Here is a 23,162-nt window from a genome sequence, read left to right on the forward strand (position 1 = left end):
CGCCCGCACCGACTCACGAGGAGCCCTCGCCGTGACCACAGCCCGTACCGTCGCCGTCGTCCTCGCGGGTGGCATCGGAGTCCGGGTGGGTCTCGGCATCCCCAAGCAGCTCATCAAGATCGCGGGCAAGGCGATCGTCGAGCACACGCTCGAGGCGCTCGAGGCCAGCCCCCGCATCGACGAGATCATCATCATGATGAACGCGGCCGCGATCGGCGAGCTCGACCACCTGCTCGACACCGGCCGGTTCACGAAGCTCAGCCGCATCCTCCCCGGCGGCGAGACCCGCAACGACACGACCCAGCTGGCCATCGCCGCGCTCGAGGGCGACGACACGAAGGTCCTCTTCCATGACGCGGTCCGTCCCTTCATCGACGACCGCATCATCGAGGACTGCGTGCGCGCCCTCGACACCTACGAGGCCGTCGACACCGCCATCCCCTCGGCGGACACGATCATCCAGGTCGACGCGGATCGGCTGATCACCGGCATCCCGGACCGCTCCCTGCTCCGTCGCGGACAGACGCCGCAGGCCTTCCGTCTCGGCACGATCCGCAAGGCGTACGAGATCGCCGCGACCGATCCGCACTTCCGCGCGACCGACGACTGCGGCGTCGTCTTCGCCTACCTGCCCGACGTCCCCATCTACGTCGTCGACGGCACCGCCGAGAACATGAAGGTGACCGAGCCCATCGACGTCCACATCGCCGACAAGCTCTTCCAGCTGCAGTCCGCGAGCCTGTCGCTCGAGAGCATGACGACGGTCCCCGACCTGTCGGGGAAGTCCGTCGTCGTGTTCGGCGGCAGCTACGGGATCGGTGAGAGCATCGTCCAGCAGGCGACGGATGCCGGGGCCACGGTCCACGAGTTCAGCCGGTCGTCGACGGGTACCGACATCCGCTCCGCCAAGGCCGTGCGCGCCGCCCTCGCCGAGGCGCACTCCCGGAGCGGTCGTATCGACGTCGTCATCGTGACCGCGGGCGTGCTGCGCATCGCTCCGCTGGTGGAGAGCCGCAAGCGCGACCTGAAGGACACGATCCAGGTGAACCTGATCGCGCCGGCTGTCGTGGCTCGCGAGTCGCACCCCTACCTCGCCGAGACGGCGGGGCAGGTCGTGCTGTTCACCTCGAGCTCGTACACCCGCGGACGGGCCGGCTACAGCGCCTATTCGGCGACCAAGGCGGGTGTCGTGAACCTCACGCAGGCCCTCGCCGAGGAGTGGGAGGCGTCCCGGGTGCGCATCAACTGCATCAACCCGCAGCGCACCCGCACCCCGATGCGGACGCAGGCCTTCGGCGACGAGCCGGTCGACAGCCTGCTCGACCCGGCCGACGTCGCGCGCGTCACTCTGAACGTGGCGGCATCCGACCTCACCGGTCAGATCGTCACGGTCAACGTCGCCGCGATGCGCAACGCCGCGGGCTGAGCCCGCGCCTCAGCCGCCGATCTGGTTGCGCTCGATGACGTCGAAGAACGCGCGGCAGACGTAGTAGTCCTCTGCCGTCGTGATCTTGATGTTCGAACGCGGACCGTCGACGCGGTACAGGGTGTGCCCGTACCGGCGCAGCAGGCTGCAGGTGTCGATCGAGTCGTTCTCGCCGTCGGCGACGGCCTGGTCGTAGACGCCGAGGACGGTGTCGAGACGGCCGCTCTGCGGCGCCTGCGCGACGTACAGGTGGTCGCGCGGGATGACCTCGTCGACGGCGCCCGCGGCCGAGGAGATGATCGTCTCGTTGAACTTCGTGCTCGTGATGGCAGGCCCCTGCGAGCGGACGGTCTCGATGTTCGCCGAGATCACGTCCGCGTTGATGAGGGGACGCACCCCGTCGTGCAGGAGGACGACGGTGTCACCGGGGGCCTCGTTGGCGACGGCCCGCAGCGCGCGGTGGCGGGACTCCTGACCGGTCGCGCCGCCGTCGACGATCCAGTTCACCTTGGTCAACTCGTACCGGGCGACCAGACGCGCGAAACGGTCGCGCCACTCCGGCAGGATCGACACGGCGATGCGGTCGATCTCGGGGTGGTCCTGGAAGTGCTGCAGCGTGTGGACGATCAGCGGTGTGCCGTGGATCTCGAGGAACTGCTTCGGCAGGGTCGCCGACGTCATCCGGGATCCGATCCCGCCGGCGAAAATGATGGCGATGTTCACGCGATCTCCTCTTCTGGGACGTCCTTCTCACTGGACTCGGTGGTGTTCGCATCGGAACGCTCGGTCGGCACCGGGCTCTCGGTGATCTTCTCGGTGTCGGGGTTGCCCAGGATCAGCCAGTCGATGACGCGGTCGGCGGCCCCGGTGTCGACGCGGTCGAAGTTGAGGCGACGGAACTCCGCGACCTTCTCCTGCTCGAACTCGCCGGTGCGGAGCGCGTCGATGACGTCGTCGAAGGTGTCGGCGACGCGGCCCGGAGCGGTCTCGTCGTAGTCGCGGTGAAAACCTCGCGTCGCGGCGTAGTTCACCTTGTCGGGCGCGAAGAACAGCATCGGGCGATCGAGCAACGAGAACTCGTAGATGATCGACGAGTAGTCGGTGATGAGCACATCCGTCGCGTGCAGCAGGTTGAGCCCGTCCGGGTAGTGCGTGAAGTCGAAGAAGCGATCCTGGTACTGCTCAGGGATCTCGATCGGGTTCTTCACGAAGTGGTGCATCCGGAACAGGACGACGGTGTCGTCGCCGCACACCTCGTACAGGGCGTCGAAATCGATCTGGCTGTAGTCGTAGAACGCCGTGTAGATCGACCGTCCGCGGAACGTCGGCGCGAACAGCACGACCTTCTTCCCGGCGATCTGCGGATACTCGGTGGCGAACGTCGTAAGGAACCGGTCGCGCAGGGTGGTGTCGAGGAACCAGTCGACGCGCGGCAGGCCCGTCGGGATGACGGCGGCCTCCTCGATGCCGAACGCTTCCGCGTAGACGTGACGCAGGTGCTCGGAGCCCGTGATCGCGAAGGTGTACTGCCGGTGCGGATGCCAGAGCTTCGGCGACCCCAGGTTGCCGAAGCGACTGTAGCCGACCGACTTGAATCCGCTGCCGGCATGCCACAGCTGGATGACCTTGGTCCGCGGGTCCATCCGCAGACTCTTGAGGATGCCGAAGTAGTCGTCGAGAAGCACGATCTCGCTCGTCGCGAGCAGGTAGATGATCCGGAGCGTCGTGCCCCAGCCGCCCGAGCGCGGCAGGCGGAAGGAGTACTTCATGTCGAAGCGGTCCTGCAGACCGCGCTCGACGATCCGCTCCTGGACGCGACGGAGGTTGCCCTCGATGCGCAGACGCTGATCGGACGCGAAGAGGATGCGGCCGGGCTTCACCCCGACCGTGCGGGTGATCAGCTGGTAGATGAGTCCCGCGTACCGCTGCTTCGCGGGGGCGCCGAGGAAGAACGCTTTGAGGCGCTTCATCGGACGGAACTTCTTCGGCTTCGGTCGGGAGCGGAAGAGGTGGTAGCTCCGCATGAGGAAGTCGAGCCGTTCCAGGTCGACCGCGTTCTCGGCGATGCCGAACGAGACGGTCGTGACGGCGCGGTTGCCGTCGTACAGGAAGACGCGGGACCCCTCGTCGAGTTCGAGCAGCGAACGTCCGTCGAAACGCGCCGGCGCGACCCGTTCCCCGTGCGCGAACATCACGATGCGCCAGGTGCCGTTGGGGATCGCCTGACGGTCCCGGAACGTCGGGACGTCGACGTGCAGTTCGAACGAGCCGGGTCCGACCGCCGTGAAGGGCACCGGGATGCGCCGCTTGCCGTCGATGAGTCGGAAGTCGACGGCGGGCGAGGGCACCTCGCCCCACTCGGGCGCCTGCGGCGTCCAGTCGCCGACCTGGACGACGGACAGTCGGATGGTCAGCTTCGCCCGCTCCCAGCTGAGGGAGTCGACCGTCACGTCGAACGGCGGCAGGGGGCGGACGACCGCGACCTCGGTCTCCGGAGCGGGGGATGCCGGGGGCCGGCCGGTGGCGCTCACGAACGGGTCCCCTCGGCGCGCTCCTCGTGCCAGGCCAGCGTCCGGTCGAGACCTCGGCGCAGACCGACGTGGGGCGCCCAGCCGAGGCTGCGCAGGCGGGCGTCGTCGAGGCCCTGACCCTTCACCGAGTTGTAGCGGCTCAGGTCGACGCCCTCCGCGAAGCGGACGCTGAGGCCCTTCTCGGGTCGCGCGTGCGTGAACGCCTCGGCGAGTTCGCGGATGCTGATGAAGCCGTCGCGGTCGGAGATGTTGTACGCGGTGTCCTCGCCGAGGAGGATCGCCGCGAACATGCCGGAAACGGCATCCGCCAGGTAGGTGTACGTGCGCCGGGCGCTTCCGTCGCTGTTGAGGGTGATGTCGCGTCCGGCCAGGACGTCGGACGCGAAATCCGCCTGCACACGGCCGTCGTCGAGCGCCATGACGGGTCCGTAGATGTGGCCGAAGCGACCGATCGTGATCGGCACCCCGTGCTGTGCGTGGTAGCTCACGGCGATCGTCTCCGCCGCACGCTTGCCCTCGATGTACGACGCGCGGGGCGTGAGGATGTCGACCGCGCCGTAGTCGGACTCGCCGACCAGCGAGCCGTCGTCCACCCGCTGTCCGTAGACCTCCGCGGACGACATGAGGACGAAACGGGCGCCTCCCGAGGCGACGCAGAGGTCGAGCATGCCGAACGCGCCGTTGACGTTGGCGCGGATCGAGTCGACCGGGCTGGCCGCGTGCAGGGCGGGACGGGCGGGCGAGGCCCCGTGGATGACCAGGTCGACCTTCCGGTCGAGCTCGACCCGCTCGCGGACGTCGCCCTTCACGAGGACGACGTCGCCCCTCTCGGCGACGGGGCCGAGCAGGCGCCGCGCCTTGTCGAGGTCCCGGACGAGAGCGAGGACCGTGATGCCGGCATCCCGCACCTCGTTGAGGCCCAACAGCGTGTAGAGCGCGTACGAGGGGATCATCCCGGCGGCGCCCGTCACGAGCACCGTGCTGCCGTCGAGCTTCTCCCACGGCAGCGGCTGCCCGATGATCTCGGCGATGTCACCGTCGACGGTGGCGCTCCCGGTCACGCGGGGAACGGGGGCCGTCGAGGTCGATCCGTCGCCGCGGGGTGTGTGTTCAGGCATTTTGCCGATTCTACGGCACCGGCTCGCGAGAGCCCTGAGCGACGGGCGGTCTCAGCGGAGCCCGAGCTTGCGGAGCACCTTGCCCACTTTCCGGCGCAGGGTGGGTGGTGCGGCGGGAGCCGGTGTCGGGGATGCCGGCTTGGCGGCGGGCGGCGCAGGGGGTGCCGGGCGGGGGCCTTCTTCGAGGGTGACGCCGTCCTCGGTTCGCCGGAGGATCCAGTAGAGCGGCCCGCCTTTCACGCGATCCCCGATGCGGAGCGCGACGCTGTCACCTTCGATCCCGGACAACCTCACCCGGGCGACGCCATCCGAGACTTCCAGGACCGCCTCCCGCTCGACGAACGGGTCGGGCAGCGGATCCGTCGATGCGTCGGCGGCGCCCGGCCAGCCGTCGTCCACGGGATGCGGAGCCACGCCGATCCGACCGAACGCGCGTCCTCGCCCGTCGTGATCGCCCGACAGCTCGACGACGAGGTCCATCCCGGCCGCCTTCACCGTCAGGGGGGACAGTCGCCGGATCGCCTCGGTCTGGCCCTGCGGGATGACCGTCGCATGGCCGCCGTCGTTGGGGTACACCAAGTGGGCCCCGCCATCGAAGGCGGTGACCGACGCGGGTACGTCCGACCGCAGGTGACGCGCGCTCCCGGTCCCGTCCAGACGGGTCCGCACGAAGATGTCCCAGTGAGTGCCGGGGTCCAGCTCGCGACCGCCCGCGGCCGACGACACGTCGATCAGCGCCGAGACCCGGCCGGTGACGTCGACGCCGCCCCACTCATCCTCGTGCAGTTGCGAACTCCCCTCAGCGGGCAGGGTCCACGCGACGCGAGAGCGGCGCCCGTGGATGAACAGCCCCAGTTCGACGTGCGACAGCGCCTCCGTGACATCCGTCGCGGACTCCGAGACGACAGCGCGCACCGCCGGGTTCAGTGCCTTATGGATGCGGTCGCCACGCCGTGTCAGTCGAAGGCGTCGCCCGTCGGAGTCACCCCACTCGACATCGATGTCGACGGCGAGCTTGCCGTCCTGCCAGCGCATCGACCGCGCGCGACCCCATCCCGGGATGGCGGCGTCGGAGACGCAGATCTCCGTCAAGAGATCGCGACGGCCGGTGCGGAGGAGCTCGGCCCTCACACGCCGGAAGGCAGGGAGCAAGGGCTCCAGTCGCGCATAGTCGAACTCCGCCTGCAGAGCACGGGACCGTTCGAAGATGCGCCGTCGGTTCGCCTCAGAGCGCGTCGCATACTTCTTGTCGTACACACCCAGGACCCGACCGCCGTATTGGTGGAGCTCGACCTGCTGTCGCTGCAGATCGTTCTCGGGGCCTGCGAGGTCAGTCCGGGTGGCTTCGCACACCTTCCGCAGCCAGTCCCAGTACTCGTCCGTAGATTTGACGAACGTGGTGGACCCGCTGCCCTCCGTCGTGACCCAGTGGTAATACGGCACGCTGGCCAGAGATGACACGACCTCGGCGTGGCGGGCTACGAGGAGGTTGAAGAAGATGTCCTCCCACAGGACACGGCGCTGCTCGATGAATCGGATGCCGTGGGCATCCAGGAATGCCTTCCGATACATCTTGTGGGGGTTCATGGGCAGGAGCGGATGGATGTCCTCGCGCCCCCTGGCCTGTCCGCGGTCCTCGTCGTAGTTGCCCAATCCCCACGCCGGTTCCGTCGTCCGCGATTCCTTCCCGCTGACGACATCGGCCCCGTTGGCGGCGCCGAACTCGTACGCCGCCCGGAGCGCGTCGGGGTACAGCTCGTCGTCGTGGTCCATGAAGGCGACGTACTCGCCCTGCGCGAGGTCGATGCCGACGTTGCGGGGTTTCGACGGCCACCCGGAGTTCTCGATGGGCTCGACGCGCACGTGCGGGCGCGTGGCCGCGAGCTCCTTGAGCCGCTCCAGGGTGTCATCGGGCGACCCGTCGTCGACGAAGATCACCTCGAACTCGGATGCCGGCAGGGTCTGCCGGTCCAGCGAGCCGATGAGCCGGGCGAGCCCCTCGGGAGGTGTCTTGTAGGTGGGCACGACGACCGAGACCTTGATCACCAGGCCATGTTACGGGCGCGGTCGTACGGCCCGCGGGATTTCGGCGTCGGGCGCACGCCAACGTCTATGGAACGATGGGTGCCATGAAGGGCATCATTCTCGCGGGGGGTTCGGGGACGCGGTTGCACCCGATCACGCTCGGTGTGTCGAAGCAGTTGATCCCGGTGTACGACAAGCCGATGATCTACTACCCGTTGTCGACGTTGATGCTCGCCGGCATCCGCGACATCCTCATCATCACGACCCCGCATGATGCGGAGCATTTCCAGCGGTTGCTGGGTGATGGGTCGCAGTTCGGGGTGTCGTTGTCGTTCGCGCAGCAGCCCTCACCCGATGGTCTCGCGCAGGCGTTCACGATCGGGGCGGACCACATCGGCGACGACAAGGTCGCCCTGGTCCTGGGTGACAACCTGCTGTACGGGCCGGGGCTGGGGTCGCAGCTGGCCCGGTTCCGGGATGTCGACGGGGGCGCGGTGTTCGCGTACTACGTCGGGGAGCCCGAGGCGTACGGCGTCGTGGAGTTCGACGCCGACGGCCGTGCGATCTCCCTCGAGGAGAAGCCTGCGCAGCCCAAGAGCAACTACGCGGTGCCGGGTCTGTACTTCTACGACAACGACGTCGTCCAGATCGCCCGCGACCTGAAGCCCTCCCCGCGTGGGGAGTACGAGATCACGGACGTGAACAAGGCGTACCTGTCGGCGGGCTCCCTGCAGGTGCAGGTGCTGCCGCGCGGGACGGCGTGGCTGGACACGGGCACGTTCGATCAGATGCTGGATGCCGGTGAGTACGTCCGCACCATCGAACGCCGCACCGGCTTGAAGATCGGGGTGCCCGAGGAGGTCGCGTGGCGGCAGGGGTTCCTCACCGACGATCAACTCCGCGAACGGGCCGAGAAGCTCGTCAAATCCGGGTACGGCACGTACCTCCTCGACATCTTGAACAGGGGCCTGTGACCATGGCACACCTTCTCGTGACCGGCGGCGCCGGTTTCATCGGATCGAACTTCGTCCACCACGTGATCGGGCACACCGACCACACCGTGACGGTGCTCGACAAGCTCACCTACGCCGGCAACGAGGCATCCCTCGCCGGTCTCCCCGAGGACCGGGTCGACCTGGTCGTCGGGGACATCGCTGATGCGGAACTGGTCGACACCCTGTTCCAGAAGGCGGATGCCGTCGTCCACTACGCGGCGGAGTCCCACAACGACAACTCGCTGCACGACCCGCGTCCGTTCCTGGACACGAACATCATCGGCACGTACACGTTGCTCGAGGCGGCACGCCGCCACGACACCCGGCTGCACCACATCTCCACCGACGAGGTGTACGGCGACCTGGAACTCGACGACCCCGCCCGGTTCACCGAGCACACCCCCTACAACCCGTCCTCGCCGTACTCGTCGACCAAGGCCGGCAGCGACCTGCTCGTGCGCGCCTGGGTCCGCTCGTTCGGGGTGCGCGCCACGATCAGCAACTGCTCCAACAACTACGGCCCCTACCAGCACGTGGAGAAGTTCATTCCCCGCCAGATCACCAACGTGATCCGCGGCATCCGTCCCAAGCTGTACGGCAAGGGCGAGAACGTCCGCGATTGGATCCACGCCGACGACCACTCCTCGGCGGTCCTCACCATCCTCGACAAGGGCGAGATCGGCGAGACCTACCTCATCGGCGCCGACGGAGAGAAGGACAACAAGACCGTCGTCGAACTCATCCTCGAACTCATGGGCCAGTCCCCCGACGCCTACGACCACGTCACCGATCGCGCCGGGCACGACCTGCGCTACGCGATCGACTCCACCAAACTCCGCACCGAACTCGGCTGGACTCCGAGCTACCAGGACTTCGAGGCCGGCCTCGCCGCCACCATCGATTGGTACCGTCGCAACGAAGCTTGGTGGGCCCCCGCCAAGGACGGCGTCGAAGCCTTCTACGCCTCGAAGGGCCAGTGAGCGTGACGGAGTTCGGCAAGGCGCTGTCGGCCACCGAGACCGGGATCCCCGGTCTCGTCGTCTGGGACCTCCCCGTCCACGGGGACAGCCGCGGCTGGTTCAAGGAGAACTGGCAGCGGGAGAAGATGACCGCGGCGGGGCTCGCGGACTTCGGTCCCGTGCAGAACAACATCTCGTTCAACGACGCGGTCGGGACGACGCGCGGCATCCACGCGGAACCCTGGGACAAGTGGGTCTCGGTCGCGACGGGCCGGATCTTCGGTGCGTGGGTGGACCTGCGCGAAGGCCCGACGTTCGGCACGGTCTTCACGGCCGAGCTCGACCCGTCGCGCGCGATCTTCGTGCCGCGCGGTGTCGGAAACTCCTACCAGACGCTCGAGCCCGACACCGCCTACACGTACCTCGTCAACGACCACTGGTCCCCCGACGCGTCGTACTCCTTCCTGAACCTGGCCGATGAGACGGCGGCGATCGACTGGCCGATCCCGCTGGCCGACGTCGAGATCTCGGCGAAGGACCTGGCCCACCCGCGGTTGGCCGACGTCGTGCCGATCCCGCCGAAGAAGACCCTGGTGGTGGGGGCGAACGGACAGCTCGGACGCGCCCTGCGCGCCGCCTACGGCGAAGACGAGAGCGTCGAGTTCGCCGGCCGGCAGGAGCTCGACCTCACCGGCGATCTGCACGCCGCTCGCCGGTGGCGCGACTACGGCACGATCGTGAACGCCGCGGCCTACACGGCCGTCGATGCCGCCGAGACCGACCGCGCCGGCGCGTGGGCGGGGAACGTCACCGCGGTCGCCCAGCTGGCGCGGATCGCGACGGAGAACGGCATCACCCTCGTCCACGTCTCGAGCGACTACGTCTTCGACGGCACGGCCACGACGCCGTACACCGAGGGCGAGCCTGTCGCTCCCCTCGGTGTCTACGGGCAGACGAAGGCCGCCGCCGACGCGATCGTCGCGACCGTCCCGCGCCACTACATCGTCCGCACGTCCTGGGTGATCGGCGAGGGCAAGAACTTCGTCGGCACGATGGCCTCCCTGGCCGAGCGCGGCATCGCGCCCTCGGTCGTCGACGACCAGATCGGTCGGCTCACGTTCACGGACGACATCGCCGGCGGCATCCGTCACCTGCTCACCAGCGCAGCGCCCTACGGGACCTACAACCTCACCGGCGGGGGCGCTCCGGCGTCATGGGCGGACATCGCCGCCGAGGTCTACGAGCTCACCGGCCACGACCGCACGGCGGTCTCGGGAGTCAGCACCGAGCAGTACTTCGCGAACGCGACCGGCCCCGTCGCGCCGCGCCCGCGGTGGTCGGTCCTCGACCTCGGCAAGATCGAGGCGACGGGGTACTCCCCGCGCGACTGGCGGGAGTCGCTGCGCGACCACCTCGGCTGAGCGCGCGGGGCGAGCGGAACGCTCAGCCCTTCTCGAGCACCTCGAGGGCATCGTCGATCGGTCCGTCGAAGACGACCTTGCCCTTGCGGATGACGACGCCCCGCGAGCACAGGCTCTTCACGATGTTCTTGCTGTGGCTGACGATCATCATCGTCACACCCTTGTCGGCGAGCTCGCGCAGCTTCGCGTCGCATTTCGCGCGGAAGGGTGCGTCACCCACCGAGAGGACCTCGTCGACGAGCAGCACGTCGAGTTCGACGTGGATCGCGACGCTGAACGCGAGACGCATGAACATGCCCGAGGAGTAGTGCTTGACCTCCTGGTCGATGAAGTCGCCGATGCCGCTGAACTCGACGATCTCGTCGTACCGGGCTTTCGTCTCCTTCTCGGTCATCCCGAGGATGGCGGCGTTGAGGAAGACGTTCTCGCGGCCGGTGAGGTCGGGGTGGAAACCGGCACCGACCTCGATGAGACCGGCGACACGGCCGCGCGTGAAGACACGGCCTTCGTCGGGCTCGAGGACGCCGGAGACGAGCTTGAGCGTCGTCGACTTGCCCGACCCGTTCAGACCCATGATGGCGACGGACTCGCCCTCGGCGATCTGGAACGAGATGTCATCGAGCGCCTGGAACTGGCGCGAACGCGTGGACTGCCGCTTGATGACGCTGATGAAGGCGTCCTTCAGGGAGCGCGCGGAGCGCTTGTTGAACCACTTCGAGACGTGCTCGACGATGATCCGGGGCTGGGCTTCGGTAGCGGTACGGGACATCACAGATCCTGGGCGAAGGTGCGCTCGGCGCGGCGGAAGACGAGCTGGCCGATGACCAGGGTGACGAGGATGACGCCGACGGATGCCGCGACGTGCCACCCGAACTCCGGCGGCCAGCCGAGGTTGGCGGGCGCGGGCGAGGCCTCGTTCACCATGGGCAGCGCGCCCCAGAACGCGTGGTGGAACATCTCGACGGCCACCGCGAGGGGGTTCGAGATCCAGACGTGGAACAGCCACCGGAATCCTTCGGTGCGCTCGTAGACCATGGCCCAGGTGTAGAGGACGGGGACCGACCACGTCGCGATCGTCCGGATGATGTCGACGGTGTTGCTCGCGTCGCGGAAGCGCACGTTGAGGGCGGCGAAGAAGAGCCCCAGGCCCGTCACGAAGAGGAGGACCAGCAGCATCCCGAGGAGGACCAGCCCGACCGAGGCGAAGCTCGGCAGCCACCCGAACAGCAGGCTCACGATGATGAGGACGGCGAGCTGCGGGAGGAAGTGGGTGAAGGCACCGATGATGGCGGCGAGGGGGAACAGCTCGCGCGGCAGGTAGATCTTGCGGACGAGGGCGCGGTTGCTGACGATCGACTGCGTCGCCGCCCCCAGCGTCTCGTTGAACAGGTTGACGAGGACGAGACCGCTGAAGAGGTACAGCGGGAACGCCGGCACGCTCTTGTGGAGCCCCAGGATCTGCCCGACCACGAGGAAGTAGACGAGGAACTGGACCGTGGGTCGGACATAGGACCAGAACCACCCGAGCACCGAGTTGCGGTATCGCAGGGACGTGCTCTTGCCGATCAGCAGCCGGAGGAGGTAGCGGTACTCGAAGACGTCGAGGATGCCGCGTCCACGTCCAGGCGTGTCGAAGGCGCTGTAATCGATCTGTGTCACGGGTTTCCTTGCGAAGGCGGGTGCCGTTCAGGCCGTCGATCATCCTATCCGACGGTTCCTGAACGACCTCCGGCGGGGTCGTGTCGCGTCAGCGCAGGAAGTCGCTGCTCACCCAGCCGGTCTTGCCCTGGAACGTCGTCTTCCGCCAGATCCCCGAGGATGCGGTGATGGTGACCTTGGTCCCCTTCGGGATCACGACGAGGATCTTGCCCGACGTCGACGGAGTCTGCCGCAGGTTGAGCGCCGACGTGGTCGTCTTCACGCTGGTCGCGGGCGCAGCCGTCAGCTTCTTGAGCTCGGAGTCCCGCATCCACCCCTTCGTCGATCCGGCCGTGACCGCGCGCCAGATCCCGAAGGTGTCGTGCACGGTGACCTTCGTGCCCGCCTTCAGCGTCGAGAGCACCTTGCCCGAGGCGGATGCCGTCGCCCGCAGCGGCGTCGAGGCGATGACCTGCCGGTCCTGAGCGCCGACGGCACCGGGGTTCTTCGTCGACAGCTTCGAGGTGAACACCCACCCCGTCATGCCGTCGACCGTGATCTGCGTCCGGTCCCCCGAGACCGAGAGTGCCTTCACCGTCGTGCCCTTGCGGAGTGTCGCCTGAATCGCCTTCGACGACACCGACGGCGTCATGTTCGTCGTCGTCGCGAGGTACATCGTCTTCGCGGTCGAGATCGCCTGCAGCTCGGAGTCCCGCATCCACCCCTTCGTCGATCCGGCCGTGACCGCGCGCCATATCCCGAAGGTGTCGTGCACGGTGACCTTCGTGCCCGCCTTCAGCGTCGAGAGGACCTTGCCCGAGGCGGATGCCGTCGCCCGCAGCGGCGTGGCCTTGACGACCTGCCGGTCCTGACCGCCGACGGCACCGGGGTTCTTCGTCGACAGCTTCGACGAGAACACCCACCCCGTCATCCCGTCGACCGTGACCTGCGTGCGGTCGCCCGACACGGAGAGGGCCTTCACCGTCGTGCCCTTGCGCAGCGTCGCCTGGATGGCCGCCGACGACACCGACGGCGTCATGTTCGTCGTCGTCGCGAGGTACATCGTCTTCGCCGTCGAGACCGCCTGCAGCTCGGAGTCCCGCATCCACCCCTTCGTCGACCCCGCCGTCACCGCGCGCCAGGCCCCGTAGCCGTCGTAGACGGTGACCTTCGTGCCCGCCTTCAGGGTCGAGAGGACCTTACCCGAGGCGGATGCCGTCGCCCGCAGGGGCGTGGCGGCGATGCTCTGACGATCCTGCCCGGCCACTCCGCCGGGGTTCGTCGCGACGAGCTTCGCCGTGGTGACCCAGCCGGTCGTCCCGTCGACGACGATCTGCGTGCGGGTGCCGGACACCGTCGAGGCGACGACCGCCGTGCCCTTGCGCAGCGTCGCCTGGATGGTCGTCGAGGTCGCCGACGGCGCCACGTTGTCGGGCGCCGAGAGGTACATCGTCTTCGTCACGGCCTGCAGCTCGGAGTCCCGCATCCACCCCTTCGTCGATCCGGCCGTGACGGCGCGCCAGGCCCCGAAGGTGTCGTGCACGGTGACCTTCGTGCCCACCTTCAGCGTCGAGAGGACCTTGCCCGAAGCGGATGCCGTCGCCCGCAGCGGCGTCGAGGCGATGACCTGCCGGTCCTGACCGCCGACGGCACCGGGGTTCTTCGTCGACAGCTTCGACGAGAACACCCACCCCGTCATGCCGCCCACGGTGATCTGGGTCCGGTCACCGGACACCGCCAGGGTCGTGACCGTCGAGCCCTTGCGCAGCGTCGCCTGGATCGTCGCCGACGACACCGACGGCGTCATGTTCGTCGTCGTCGCGAGGTACATCGTCTTGGCCGGCGGCTTCTCCTCGACCGTCATGAAGTCGCTGTGCGACCAGTACGTCGAACCCGCCACCTGGATGCGCCACCACACGCCGTAGATCCCGGTGCGCTCGTACTTCTGCCCGGCCGTGATCCAGCGGAAGCCGGTCGCGCAGTCGAGCGAGGGAGCCTTGCGGGCTCGCAGGTTCTCCGAGACGACGGTGATCGTTCCACCGGCCTTCGTGACGCTCGACTCCGCGGGCACGGCGCACGGGTTGCCGGCCGGCGTGCCGCTCGCGATCGAGAGCGCCGACTTCGCGATCCACATCGACGTCGAGCCGACCGTCGCCCGCGCCCACGACCCGTACGTGCCGGTCACCGTCACCTTCGCGGACTTCGCCACGCTGCTCGAGCCCGCCGCACACAGCGTGCTGGGAGCCTTGCGCGCCGTCGTGGCGGCCGTGACGGTCGCCACGGAAGACGCCGGGACGATGTCAGCGGCCTTCGGCGCCGTGCACACGTCCACCCGGGCAGCCGCCCCGGACCCCCAGCGGTTCACCTCCGGGGCGAACCACTGCACGTAGTAGTTGTAGAAGTTGCGGTTGCCGTAGCTCGAGCACCCGTCGCCGGTGGCGTAACCGGCCGCCAGCGCCGCCATGTTCGGACGGTACGGCGTGTAGATGTACAGGTTGGCGGTCGCCTGGTTCTTGATGAGGACCTTCGACGTCCCGCAGGCGCTGTTGGGGTGCCACTTGACCGTGGCCACCTGGCCCTTGCGGTACCCGTACTTCGTGGGGTTGTTCGCGTACACCTGCTGCTGCCGCGCGCCGAGATAGACCTGGTTGAAGAACCCCGCGGATGCCGCGCTGCACGGCGCCGTGTCGGGGCAGTTCATGCCCATCGCCGCCCGATAGCTCCACTCGCTCGGTTTCGTGGAGGTAACCAGGCCCTGCTCCTTCTGGAGCATGACGAGGATGACCTTGGGGCTGAGGCCGCAGGCCTTCCCGACGGTCACGATGATCTCGGCGGCGCGCACCTTGGCCTTCTTGGGGATGGCCGCGCAATAGGCATCCTTCGCCTTCGCGGGGATGTCGGCGGTGAAGTTCCGCAGGCAGGTCGGTCCGCTGGTGGCCTTGCAGGACGGCACCCGCGCTTCGAGGAAGGTCTGCGCCTGAGCCGCAGTCATCGAGCCGCCGTTGAAGTACTCGGCGTCGCTGATGATGAACCCGCCGTCCTCAATGGTGGACGGGAGGCGGGGGTCCGCCGCGGTCGCCGTCGACGCGGGCGCGACGGCCATCAGGACGCTCAATGACAGCACGGTCGCCAACAGGATCGCGAGGCTCCGCAGGGGTCGACGGGGCACGGAAACTGAGAGGCGCATGTGAACAGTGTTACTGAAGTCACGTCCTGTTACCAGTCGTGGCTGCATATCCGTTGTGCGACACGCCGACACCCGGCGTTCGGACGACCTCAGAGTTCGGCGTGGAGCTGCCAGACGCGCTCCGCCGCGCCCGCCCAACTGAACGCCCGCCCACGATCGGCGGACAGGACGGCGAGTCGTTCCACAGCGGAGGTCGACGCCAGCGTCGCGGCGAGCTCGTCCCCCAGCGATCCGGCGTCGCCCGGCGCGAAGGTCGCTCCGTCCAGCAGGAGTTCGCGGTGCGTCGCGCTGTCGGCGGCCACGATGGGCACCCCCAGCCGGAGCGCATCCAGCGTCCGCCAGGGGAAGGCGGTGCCGTCCGAGGGCGCGAGGAGGGCCACGGCACCGGCGAGGACCGCGGCGCGATCGGGCGCCTCGAGGTGACCGCGCACGTGCACCCGTCGTTCGGGCAGGCCCGCCGCGGCGGCGAGCTCGGCGATCGCGGGTTCCTGACCGTCGGGCGCGTCGATCACGACGACGGCCGTGTCCCGCCCAGAGGTTGCGACGGCCTCGAAGCCGGTGCGCAGACGGTCGGATGCCGCCGACGAGCCCGAGAGCAGGACGTAACCCTCGGGCAGGCCGAGGTCGCGCCGACGTCCGATCTCGTCGCTGGGGACGCGGAGGGCGCTCTCGGGAGCCCCGGCGATCACCCGGATCCGGTCCCCGAGGGGCGCCAGCTCGGCGACCCGGTGGGCGAGCTCGTGCGTCGGCACCACGACGGCGTCGGCGTGCCGGACGGCCCGGCGCAGCATGGCGCGGGCCCAGGCGGCATCCGTCCGCGACACCTCGTCGGGGTGATCCCACGGACGGACGTCCCACAGGGTCACGACCGTCTGGTCGTGGTCGTGGACGCGGTCGTGGCGCACGAGCGGCGCCGCGAGCGTCGCCGAGTGGATGAGGCCGTCGCCGGCACCCGCGCGGAGTCCGCGCCGCCACAGGGCCGCGGCGGCGGCGGAGCCGACCGGGAGGCGATCGGCGGCCGCCACGCCCTGTGCGGTCAGGGTGTCGTCCCCCGCGTCGCCGGGGATGATCGCGCGCACCTCGCACCCGGTGGGCGCCGTCGTGACCAGCGCGGCGGCCAGCTCCCGGGAGGCAGTCGCGAGGTCGGGCCCGGTGCCGGGAGCGGACGGGTCGAACACGACCCGCAGTGTGGTCGTCATCGGAACTCCCCCTGTGCGCTCACGGCGCGGTCGTCGGTGTCGGCGTCGGCGGATGCAGGAGCGCCTGGACCTCGCCGCGGATCTTCGCCCAGTCCTCGGCGGTGGGGTCCTCCGGATCGATGCCGACCCCCTTCGGCGTCAGCTCGAGGTCCTGGACCTCCTGGTCCTTCGCCTTTACGCCGAGATCGACGAGGAAGGGGAGCAGGGAGTCCGGGATGTCGGTCTGCACGAGGTTCTTGCCCGCCGCGACGACCTCGCTGAAGCGGGTCGCGACCGTCGAGGGGGTCGCCTGGGCGAGGATCGCGGTCTGGAGCTCCCGCTGGCGCCGCATCCGGTCCCAGTCGCTGGTCGTGTACCGCGACCGCGCGTACCACTGCGCGGTCTCGCCGTCCATGACCTGGGTGCCCTTCTCGATCCATCCGGTCGCCCATTCCTCCGCGGGCTGACCCTCGAAGCGCGGGCCGGGGCCTTCGGGGAGGCGTTCCTTGACCGTGATCTTGACGCCACCGAGGGCGTCGACGAGGTCGGCGAACCCGTGCATGTCGATGAAGACGTGGTACGGGATCTCGATGCCGAGGATCCCCTCCGCGGCGTCCTTCGTCGCTTCGACGGCCGGTGTCGAATTCTGCGCGGCGGCATCGGGGTAGAGGCTCGCCCCGCGATCCTCGCGGCACACCTCGACGGCGTTCATCAGCTGGTTGATGCCCGACGACCACCCGCACGTCGACGAGGTGTGGCCCTCGAACCCGTCGGGGTACAGGTCGCGCATCGGTCCGTCCGAGAAGGGGACGTGGCGGAGGTCGCGCGGGATGCCGAAGATCGTCACCGCGCCGGAGTCCGCGTTCACCGACACCACCGAGATGCTGTCGAAGCGCATGGAGTCGCGTCCCTGCCCGCTGTCGGCACCGAGCAGGAGGAAGTTGTAGTAGCCGTCCGACGGGGGCACGCTCGGGCCGGAGGCGAAGATCGACAGCCCGGAGCGCAGCGGCGCGACGACCGACTGGGCCGTGTACGCGGCCGCCGAGGCGGGGACGAGCGCGAGGACCAGCGCGACGATCGACACGGCGGCGCGGGTGCGTCCGGGCACACGCCGCAGGCGGGCGAGCCGGAGCGTGTCGATCGTCAGCACGACCCACAGCGCGGCGTACGCCCAGAGCAGCACCTGCGCGAGGGTCAGCGTCCACCACGATGCGACGAGGGTCGTCAGCATCGAGCGCCACATCAGCGCCAGGAGCACCGTCGTGAAGAGGAACACCCACATCACGATCGTCGAGATGAGGCCGACGCGGCCCAGACGTCGACCACCCGAGAGGATCTGCGCGGACCCGGGAAGGAGGAAGTTGGATGCCACGAGCCACCACGCGCGCCGCGACATCATGCCGGGGGCCGAGGCATCGGGGTTGCGGAGCGGACGCTCTTCGACGAGAGCACGGCCGGGCGACGAGGTCGCCCGCGGCGGGCTCAGGACGCTCACCGGGGCTCCCCCACCGGGCGGCGGCTCACAGGGAGTCCTTCAGGCGGCGGTTCTTCTCCTCGACCTGCACTTCGAGGTCGGCGGCGTAGGCGGCGACGCGGTCGGCGACCTCGGGATCGGCCGAGCCGAGCAGGCGCACGGCGAGCAGGCCCGCGTTCTTCGCCCCGTTGATCGAGACCGTCGCGACGGGGATGCCGGCGGGCATCTGCACGATGCTCAGCAGGGAGTCGAGTCCGTCAAGAGTGGAGAGCTGCACCGGAACGCCGATGACCGGGAGCGTCGTGACCGAGGCGAGCATGCCCGGCAGGTGCGCCGCGCCGCCGGCACCGGCGATGATCGCGCGCAGGCCGCGCCCACGCGCCTCGCGGCCGTAGCGCAGCAGCTTGTCGGGCGTGCGGTGGGCGGACACCACCTCGACCTCGTGAGGGACGCCGAAGTCGGTCAGCGCCTGCGACGCGTCGGACATCACACGCCAGTCCGAATCGGATCCCATCACGACGCCGATGAGGGGAGCGGTCGATGAGTGCAGGGGGCTGTTCACCCGATCAAGGCTAGGCGCGCGAGCCTGGAGAACTCCGGAACGGCACGGGTCAATCGAGGAAGAACGCCGCCGCCGCGCGGGCTTCGTAGACGACCGTGTCGAGGTCGTCCCCGGCCACGTTGACGTGCCCGACCTTGCGCCCGGGGCGCGGGTCCTTCCCGTACGTGTGGACCTTCGCCGAGGGGTGCGCGGAGAGCGCGTCGGGGAGTCGCTCACCGAGGGTCCCCTCAGCCGGGCCGCCGAGGATGTTGACCATCACGGCGTGCGGTGCGCGCATCGCGGTGTCGCCCAGCGGCAGGTCGAGGACGGCGCGCAGGTGCTGCTCGAACTGGCTCGTGATGGAGCCGTCCTGGGTCCAGTGCCCGCTGTTGTGCGGACGCATGGCGAGCTCGTTCACGAGGAGCCGCTCGTCGCCGGTCTGGAACAGTTCGACGGCGAGCATGCCCGTCACCCCCAGGCCCGTCGCGATCGCCTCGCCGATCTCGGCGGCGACGTCCGCGAGGCGGCCGGCGGAGTGCGGTGCCGGCGCGATCGCCTCGGCGCACACGCCGCCCTGCTGCACCGTCTCGACGACCGGGTAGACGAGGAGTTCACCCGAGGGGCGGCGGGCGACCTGCTGGGCGAGCTCCCGGGTGAAGGGGACGAGTTCCTCGGCGAGCAGTGCCGCTCCGTCCGCCAGGCCGTCGAGCCAGTCGGCGGCCTCGGCGGAAGAGGAGACGACGCGCACGCCCTTGCCGTCGTATCCGCCGCGGGGCGTCTTCACGACGGCGCGGCCGCCGTGGTCGGCGATGAAGGCGTCGAGGGCCGCGGCATCCGTCACAGCAGCCCAGTCGGGCTGCGGCAGACCGAGCTCGGCGAGCTTCGTGCGCATGTCGATCTTGTCCTGCGCGTAGGCGAGTGCGTCGGGACCGGGGTGGACGGCGACACCGGCGTCCACGAGGCCGCGCAGCACGTCCTGCGGGACGTGCTCGTGGTCGAAGGTGATGACGTCGACGTCCTTCGCGAACGCGAGGACGGTGTCGAGGTCGCGGTAGTCGCCGACCGCGGTCGCCGCGAGACCGGCGGACATCCCGGGTTCCTCCGCGAGGACCCGGACGCCGAGTCCCAGTTCCACAGCGGGTGCGATCATCATCCGCGCGAGCTGACCGCCTCCGACGATTCCGACCTGCAGTGCCATGCGTCTCCTCCCGACCTGGACATTCTCGCGCATCCGGGCGGGCGCCCGCAGACGCTCAGTCGTCCGTCGCGATGACCGGGACGCTGTGCGAGTCGCGGTGGGCGAGGATCTGACTGACCTCGACCTGGTCCGACAGCGTCTCGTGCACGAGACGGACCGAGGGGACGTCGACGAGCCGCACCGGTTCGTCGACCCCGTTGGCGAGGATCAGGGTGCCGCTCCCCCAGAGCCGCTGCACCGGACCCCGCCGTTCGGAGATGGTGTAGCCGCGGGCGTGGGGGATGTCGACGCGGCGACGCTGGACGAGACCCGTCCGCTCGATGACGCGCCGTGTGGTCACGGTGTAGGTGTGCGACAACCATCGCAGATAGGGCACGGCTGCGAGCAGCAGCACCACGAGCCCGGCCGCGGCCCACAGCATCCAGTCCTCCCACGGCGACGGGAGGTTGCCGCTGAAGTAGCCCGTCGTCCCCGCCGCGGCGATGAGCACGATCGCGGGCCACAGCAGCCGGCGTCCGTGTCGGCGGAAGCGCGCGATCACGAGCTCGGGTGCGGCGGCACCCGGAGCGGGCGTCCGCGGACGACCCGGATACGCGGTCGGCTGGCTCACGGGACCATCATGGCGCGACGACGGATGCCGGGTGCGCCGACGCGCCCACCGTCACCGGACGTGCACGACGTCGCCGGCGGACACGACGTGCGCGACGCCCGCGGCGTCGACCACCAGCCGCCCCTCATCGTCGATGCCGGTCGCCCTGCCGATGAGGGAGGAACCGTCGGGAAGGGAGACGGAGACGTCGCTGCCGACAGTCGTGCACGCGTCGCGGACCGCCGTCGTCGCAAGGCCCGCGGCGGTGCCGCCTACGGCCAGATCGGCGATCCCGTCGCGGAGTCTCGTGAGGTAGTCCGCGAGCAGCTGATCCTCGTCGGCGGTGCGGCCGAGCGCCGCGAACGAGGTGGCGGTCGGCACCGGCAGTTCCGCGGCGGTCATCCGGGTGTTGACGCCCGCTCCCACCACGACGGCGTGCGGATCGCCGGGCATGACCTCGGCGAGGATGCCGCAGATCTTGAGGCCCCCGACGAGGACGTCGTTCGGCCACTTCAGTCCGACCTCGCGGTCCTCCAGCTGCGCCCGGACGGCCGCGGTCATCGCCGCGCCCGCGATGAGGGGGATCCACCCCCGCTGCGCGACGGGGACCGCCTCGACCCGCAGCAGGACCGACACCGCGAGCGCGGAATCCGGCGGCGTGACCCACGTGCGGTCGAGGCGACCGCGGCCGGCCGTCTGGTCGCGGGTCACGACAGCGGAGAGGTGCGGATGGCCCTCGGGGTCGTCGAAGGCGTCCTTCAGGAGCTTCTTGTTGGTCGAGTCGACGCTCGGGGCGACGTGGAGGCGGGGGCTGACCGCGGCGGCGCGGGGATAACCGTTCTCGGGGATCGACATGCCGCCACCCTAGACGCGGCCGCGTCGGGCGCCGGGCGGCTTGACAGCCGACATCCTGAGGGATGCCACAGCGGATCCGCTCGGCGATTGTCGCCGGTATCCAACGCCGCCGGGACCGCGCTCGCTAGGGTGGAACGCGTGACCGATCAGCCCGACCTCTTCACGACCGCCGGCAAGATCGCCGACCTCCGTGCCCGCTACGAAGAAGCCGTCGTCTCCGCCGAGGAGACCGCCCGCGCCAAGCAGGGCGCGAAGGGGAAGCTCACCGCCCGCCAGCGGATCGAACTGCTCGTCGACCCGGGCTCCTTCGTCGAACTCGACGAGTACGTCCGGCACCGGACGACCGCCTTCGGCATGGACCGCTCCCGCCCGTACGGCGATTCGGTCGTCACGGGGACCGGCACGATCCACGGCCGCACGGTCGCGGTGTACTCGCAGGACTTCACGACCTTCGGCGGATCGCTCGGCGAGGTGGCCGGCGAGAAGATCATCAAGGTCATGGAGTTGGCGCTGCGCAGCGGCATCCCGATCATCGGCATCCTCGACTCCGGCGGCGCGCGCATCCAGGAGGGTGTGGTCGCGCTCGGCAAGTACGGCGAGATCTTCCGCCTGAACACCGCGGCATCGGGCGTCATCCCGCAGATCTCGCTCATCATGGGACCCGCCGCCGGCGGCGCGGTCTACTCCCCCGCCCTCACCGACTTCGTGATCATGGTCGACAAGACGAGCCAGATGTTCGTCACCGGCCCCGATGTCATCAAGACCGTCACCGGCGAAGACGTCGGCATGGAGGAGCTCGGCGGCGCGCACACGCACAACACCCGCTCGGGTGTCGCGCACTACCTCGCCGAGGACGAGGACGACGCGATCGACTACGCGCGCACCCTCATCAGCTTCCTGCCCGACAACAACATGTCGGATGCCCCGGGCTACGAGTCCGGCTTCGAGTTCGAGACGACCGACTCCGATCGCGTCCTGAACACGGTCATCCCAGACTCCCCCAACCAGCCCTACGACATCCACGAGGTCATCTCGCACATCGTCGACGCGGGCGACTTCCTCGAGGTGCAGCCGCTGTTCGCACCGAACATCGTCATCGGCTTCGGTCGCATCGAGGGGCGGACGGTCGGCATCATCGCGAACCAGCCGTCGCAGATGGCGGGAACGCTCAACATCGACGCGGGCGAGAAGGCGAGCCGGTTCGTCCGGTTCTGCGACGCGTTCTCGATCCCGATCCTCACCCTCGTCGACGTCCCCGGCTACCTCCCCGGCACCGACCAGGAGTGGACCGGCGTCATCCGTCGCGGCGCGAAGCTGCTCTACGCCTACGCGGAGGCGACCGTCCCTCTCGTCACCGTCATCCTCCGCAAGGCCTACGGCGGCGCGTACATCGTGATGGGCTCCAAGCAGCTCGGCGCCGACATCAACCTCGCGTGGCCGACCGCCGAGATCGCCGTCATGGGCGGTCAGGGTGCGGTCAACATCCTGTACCGCGGCGAGATCAAGCGCGCCGAGGAGGCCGGCGAGGACGTCGCCGCCGTGCGGACCCGCCTCGCCAACGAGTACACGTACAACGTTGCCTCCCCCTTCCTCGCCGCCGAACGCGGTGAGCTCGACGGGATCATCGAGCCGGCGCAGACCCGCGTCGCCGTCGCGAAGGCGCTGCGCGCCCTCCGCGGCAAGCGGGCGAGCCAGCCGGCCAAGAAGCACGGGAACATCCCGCTGTGAGCGAGTCGGACGACGCACGCCCGGATGCGGCGCACCTCCACGTGCGGCGCGGTTCGGCGACCCCCGAGGAGATCGCCGCGGTGATCGCCGTCGTCAGCGAGTCGCTCGCGCAGGAGGCGAGCACCGCGGTCGCGGACGAGCCGACCGTGTCGGCGTGGCGGATCTCGGCCCGCGGCGTCGGGAACGATCTGCGTCGCGACGTGCCGTGGGGCCGGTGGGCGGGCTGACGCCCGATTTGTCCCCCAAAGTACCTACAGACACGCTTTTCGCGATCAGAGAGACTAATAGCGCTGGAACGC

Annotated in this window: 19 protein-coding genes; 6 read left to right on the top strand and 13 right to left on the bottom strand. The window is 69.3% G+C overall.

Annotated features, from left to right (window positions below; all coding sequences use genetic code 11):
* Positions 1 to 31 precede the first annotated feature (31 nt).
* Positions 32 to 1,426: an SDR family NAD(P)-dependent oxidoreductase gene (locus Q9S71_RS13765; protein WP_311862927.1), complete on the top strand. Its 1,395-nt coding sequence runs from the start codon at positions 32 to 34 to the stop codon at positions 1,424 to 1,426.
* Positions 1,427 to 1,435: 9 nt separating this feature from the next.
* Here the strand turns inward: Q9S71_RS13765 and Q9S71_RS13770 are convergent, their stop codons facing one another.
* From Q9S71_RS13770 to Q9S71_RS13785, 4 genes are read right to left on the bottom strand one after another with little or no spacing between them, the layout of a single operon-like run.
* Positions 1,436 to 2,149, bottom strand: coding sequence for an IspD/TarI family cytidylyltransferase (locus Q9S71_RS13770; protein ID WP_253035210.1), 714 nt, complete (start codon positions 2,147 to 2,149; stop codon positions 1,436 to 1,438).
* The gene (locus tag Q9S71_RS13775) at positions 2,146 to 3,957 is read right to left on the bottom strand and encodes a CDP-glycerol glycerophosphotransferase family protein (RefSeq protein ID WP_311862928.1); all 1,812 of its coding nucleotides are present in this window, start codon (positions 3,955 to 3,957) and stop codon (positions 2,146 to 2,148) included. Before Q9S71_RS13775 ends, Q9S71_RS13770 begins: the two co-directional genes overlap by 4 nt.
* Positions 3,954 to 5,075 carry an NAD-dependent epimerase/dehydratase family protein gene (locus Q9S71_RS13780; RefSeq protein ID WP_311862931.1) on the bottom strand — a complete coding sequence of 374 codons (1,122 nt, stop codon included), beginning with the start codon at positions 5,073 to 5,075 and terminating at the stop codon, positions 3,954 to 3,956. Before Q9S71_RS13780 ends, Q9S71_RS13775 begins: the two co-directional genes overlap by 4 nt.
* Positions 5,076 to 5,126: 51 nt before the next feature.
* Positions 5,127 to 7,121, bottom strand: a complete 1,995-nt coding sequence (locus Q9S71_RS13785) for a glycosyltransferase family 2 protein (protein ID WP_311862933.1) — start codon at positions 7,119 to 7,121, stop codon at positions 5,127 to 5,129.
* Positions 7,122 to 7,204: 83 nt separating this feature from the next.
* Here Q9S71_RS13785 and rfbA point away from each other — a divergent pair, with 83 nt between their 5' ends.
* The 3 genes from rfbA to Q9S71_RS13800 are packed head-to-tail and all read left to right on the top strand — an operon-like array spanning position 7,205 to position 10,475.
* Positions 7,205 to 8,074 carry a glucose-1-phosphate thymidylyltransferase RfbA gene (rfbA, locus tag Q9S71_RS13790; RefSeq protein ID WP_253035214.1) on the top strand — a complete coding sequence of 290 codons (870 nt, stop codon included), beginning with the start codon at positions 7,205 to 7,207 and terminating at the stop codon, positions 8,072 to 8,074.
* Positions 8,075 to 8,076: 2 nt separating this feature from the next.
* Complete coding sequence (rfbB, locus tag Q9S71_RS13795; RefSeq protein ID WP_311862935.1) at positions 8,077 to 9,075, top strand: dTDP-glucose 4,6-dehydratase; 999 nt, start codon at positions 8,077 to 8,079, stop codon at positions 9,073 to 9,075.
* Positions 9,072 to 10,475 carry a bifunctional dTDP-4-dehydrorhamnose 3,5-epimerase family protein/NAD(P)-dependent oxidoreductase gene (locus tag Q9S71_RS13800; RefSeq protein WP_311862936.1) on the top strand — a complete coding sequence of 468 codons (1,404 nt, stop codon included), beginning with the start codon at positions 9,072 to 9,074 and terminating at the stop codon, positions 10,473 to 10,475. Before rfbB ends, Q9S71_RS13800 begins: the two co-directional genes overlap by 4 nt.
* A 22-nt stretch (positions 10,476 to 10,497) precedes the next feature.
* Here the strand turns inward: Q9S71_RS13800 and Q9S71_RS13805 are convergent, their stop codons facing one another.
* The 9 genes from Q9S71_RS13805 to Q9S71_RS13845 all read right to left on the bottom strand — a co-directional run bounded on the left by Q9S71_RS13805 (position 10,498) and on the right by Q9S71_RS13845 (position 21,135).
* Entirely contained in the window at positions 10,498 to 11,244 is a 747-nt protein-coding gene (locus Q9S71_RS13805; RefSeq protein WP_311862938.1) for an ABC transporter ATP-binding protein, read from the bottom strand.
* Positions 11,244 to 12,134, bottom strand: coding sequence for an ABC transporter permease (locus Q9S71_RS13810; RefSeq protein ID WP_311862940.1), 891 nt, complete (start codon positions 12,132 to 12,134; stop codon positions 11,244 to 11,246). The genes Q9S71_RS13805 and Q9S71_RS13810 overlap by 1 nt, the downstream gene beginning before the upstream one ends.
* An 88-nt stretch (positions 12,135 to 12,222) precedes the next feature.
* Positions 12,223 to 15,300: an SH3 domain-containing protein gene (locus tag Q9S71_RS13815; protein WP_311862942.1), complete on the bottom strand. Its 3,078-nt coding sequence runs from the start codon at positions 15,298 to 15,300 to the stop codon at positions 12,223 to 12,225.
* Positions 15,301 to 15,389: 89 nt separating this feature from the next.
* The gene (locus Q9S71_RS13820) at positions 15,390 to 16,499 is read right to left on the bottom strand and encodes a glycosyltransferase (protein ID WP_311862943.1); all 1,110 of its coding nucleotides are present in this window, start codon (positions 16,497 to 16,499) and stop codon (positions 15,390 to 15,392) included.
* Positions 16,500 to 16,518: 19 nt separating this feature from the next.
* Positions 16,519 to 17,973, bottom strand: coding sequence for an LCP family protein (locus Q9S71_RS13825; protein WP_311862945.1), 1,455 nt, complete (start codon positions 17,971 to 17,973; stop codon positions 16,519 to 16,521).
* 25 nt (positions 17,974 to 17,998) lie between these two features.
* Complete coding sequence (gene purE, locus Q9S71_RS13830) at positions 17,999 to 18,466, bottom strand: 5-(carboxyamino)imidazole ribonucleotide mutase (protein ID WP_311863312.1); 468 nt, start codon at positions 18,464 to 18,466, stop codon at positions 17,999 to 18,001.
* A 97-nt stretch (positions 18,467 to 18,563) separates the two neighbouring features.
* Positions 18,564 to 19,691, bottom strand: coding sequence for a 5-(carboxyamino)imidazole ribonucleotide synthase (locus Q9S71_RS13835; protein WP_311862947.1), 1,128 nt, complete (start codon positions 19,689 to 19,691; stop codon positions 18,564 to 18,566).
* Between the two features lie 55 nt (positions 19,692 to 19,746).
* On the bottom strand, positions 19,747 to 20,301 hold the full coding sequence (locus tag Q9S71_RS13840) for a PH domain-containing protein (RefSeq protein ID WP_311862949.1): 555 nt from the start codon (positions 20,299 to 20,301) through the stop codon (positions 19,747 to 19,749).
* Positions 20,302 to 20,352: 51 nt separating this feature from the next.
* Complete coding sequence (locus Q9S71_RS13845) at positions 20,353 to 21,135, bottom strand: biotin--[acetyl-CoA-carboxylase] ligase (protein ID WP_311862950.1); 783 nt, start codon at positions 21,133 to 21,135, stop codon at positions 20,353 to 20,355.
* Positions 21,136 to 21,273: 138 nt separating this feature from the next.
* Between Q9S71_RS13845 and Q9S71_RS13850 the strand changes: the two genes are divergently transcribed.
* Positions 21,274 to 22,863 (top strand): acyl-CoA carboxylase subunit beta, encoded by a 1,590-nt coding sequence (locus Q9S71_RS13850; protein ID WP_374209393.1) that lies wholly within the window; start codon positions 21,274 to 21,276, stop codon positions 22,861 to 22,863.
* On the top strand, positions 22,860 to 23,090 hold the full coding sequence (locus Q9S71_RS13855; protein ID WP_064001378.1) for an acyl-CoA carboxylase subunit epsilon: 231 nt from the start codon (positions 22,860 to 22,862) through the stop codon (positions 23,088 to 23,090). Before Q9S71_RS13850 ends, Q9S71_RS13855 begins: the two co-directional genes overlap by 4 nt.
* Positions 23,091 to 23,162 lie beyond the last annotated feature (72 nt).

The sequence above is a fragment of the Microbacterium gawkjiense genome, assembly GCF_031932225.1.
Lineage (GTDB): Bacteria > Actinomycetota > Actinomycetes > Actinomycetales > Microbacteriaceae > Microbacterium > Microbacterium gawkjiense.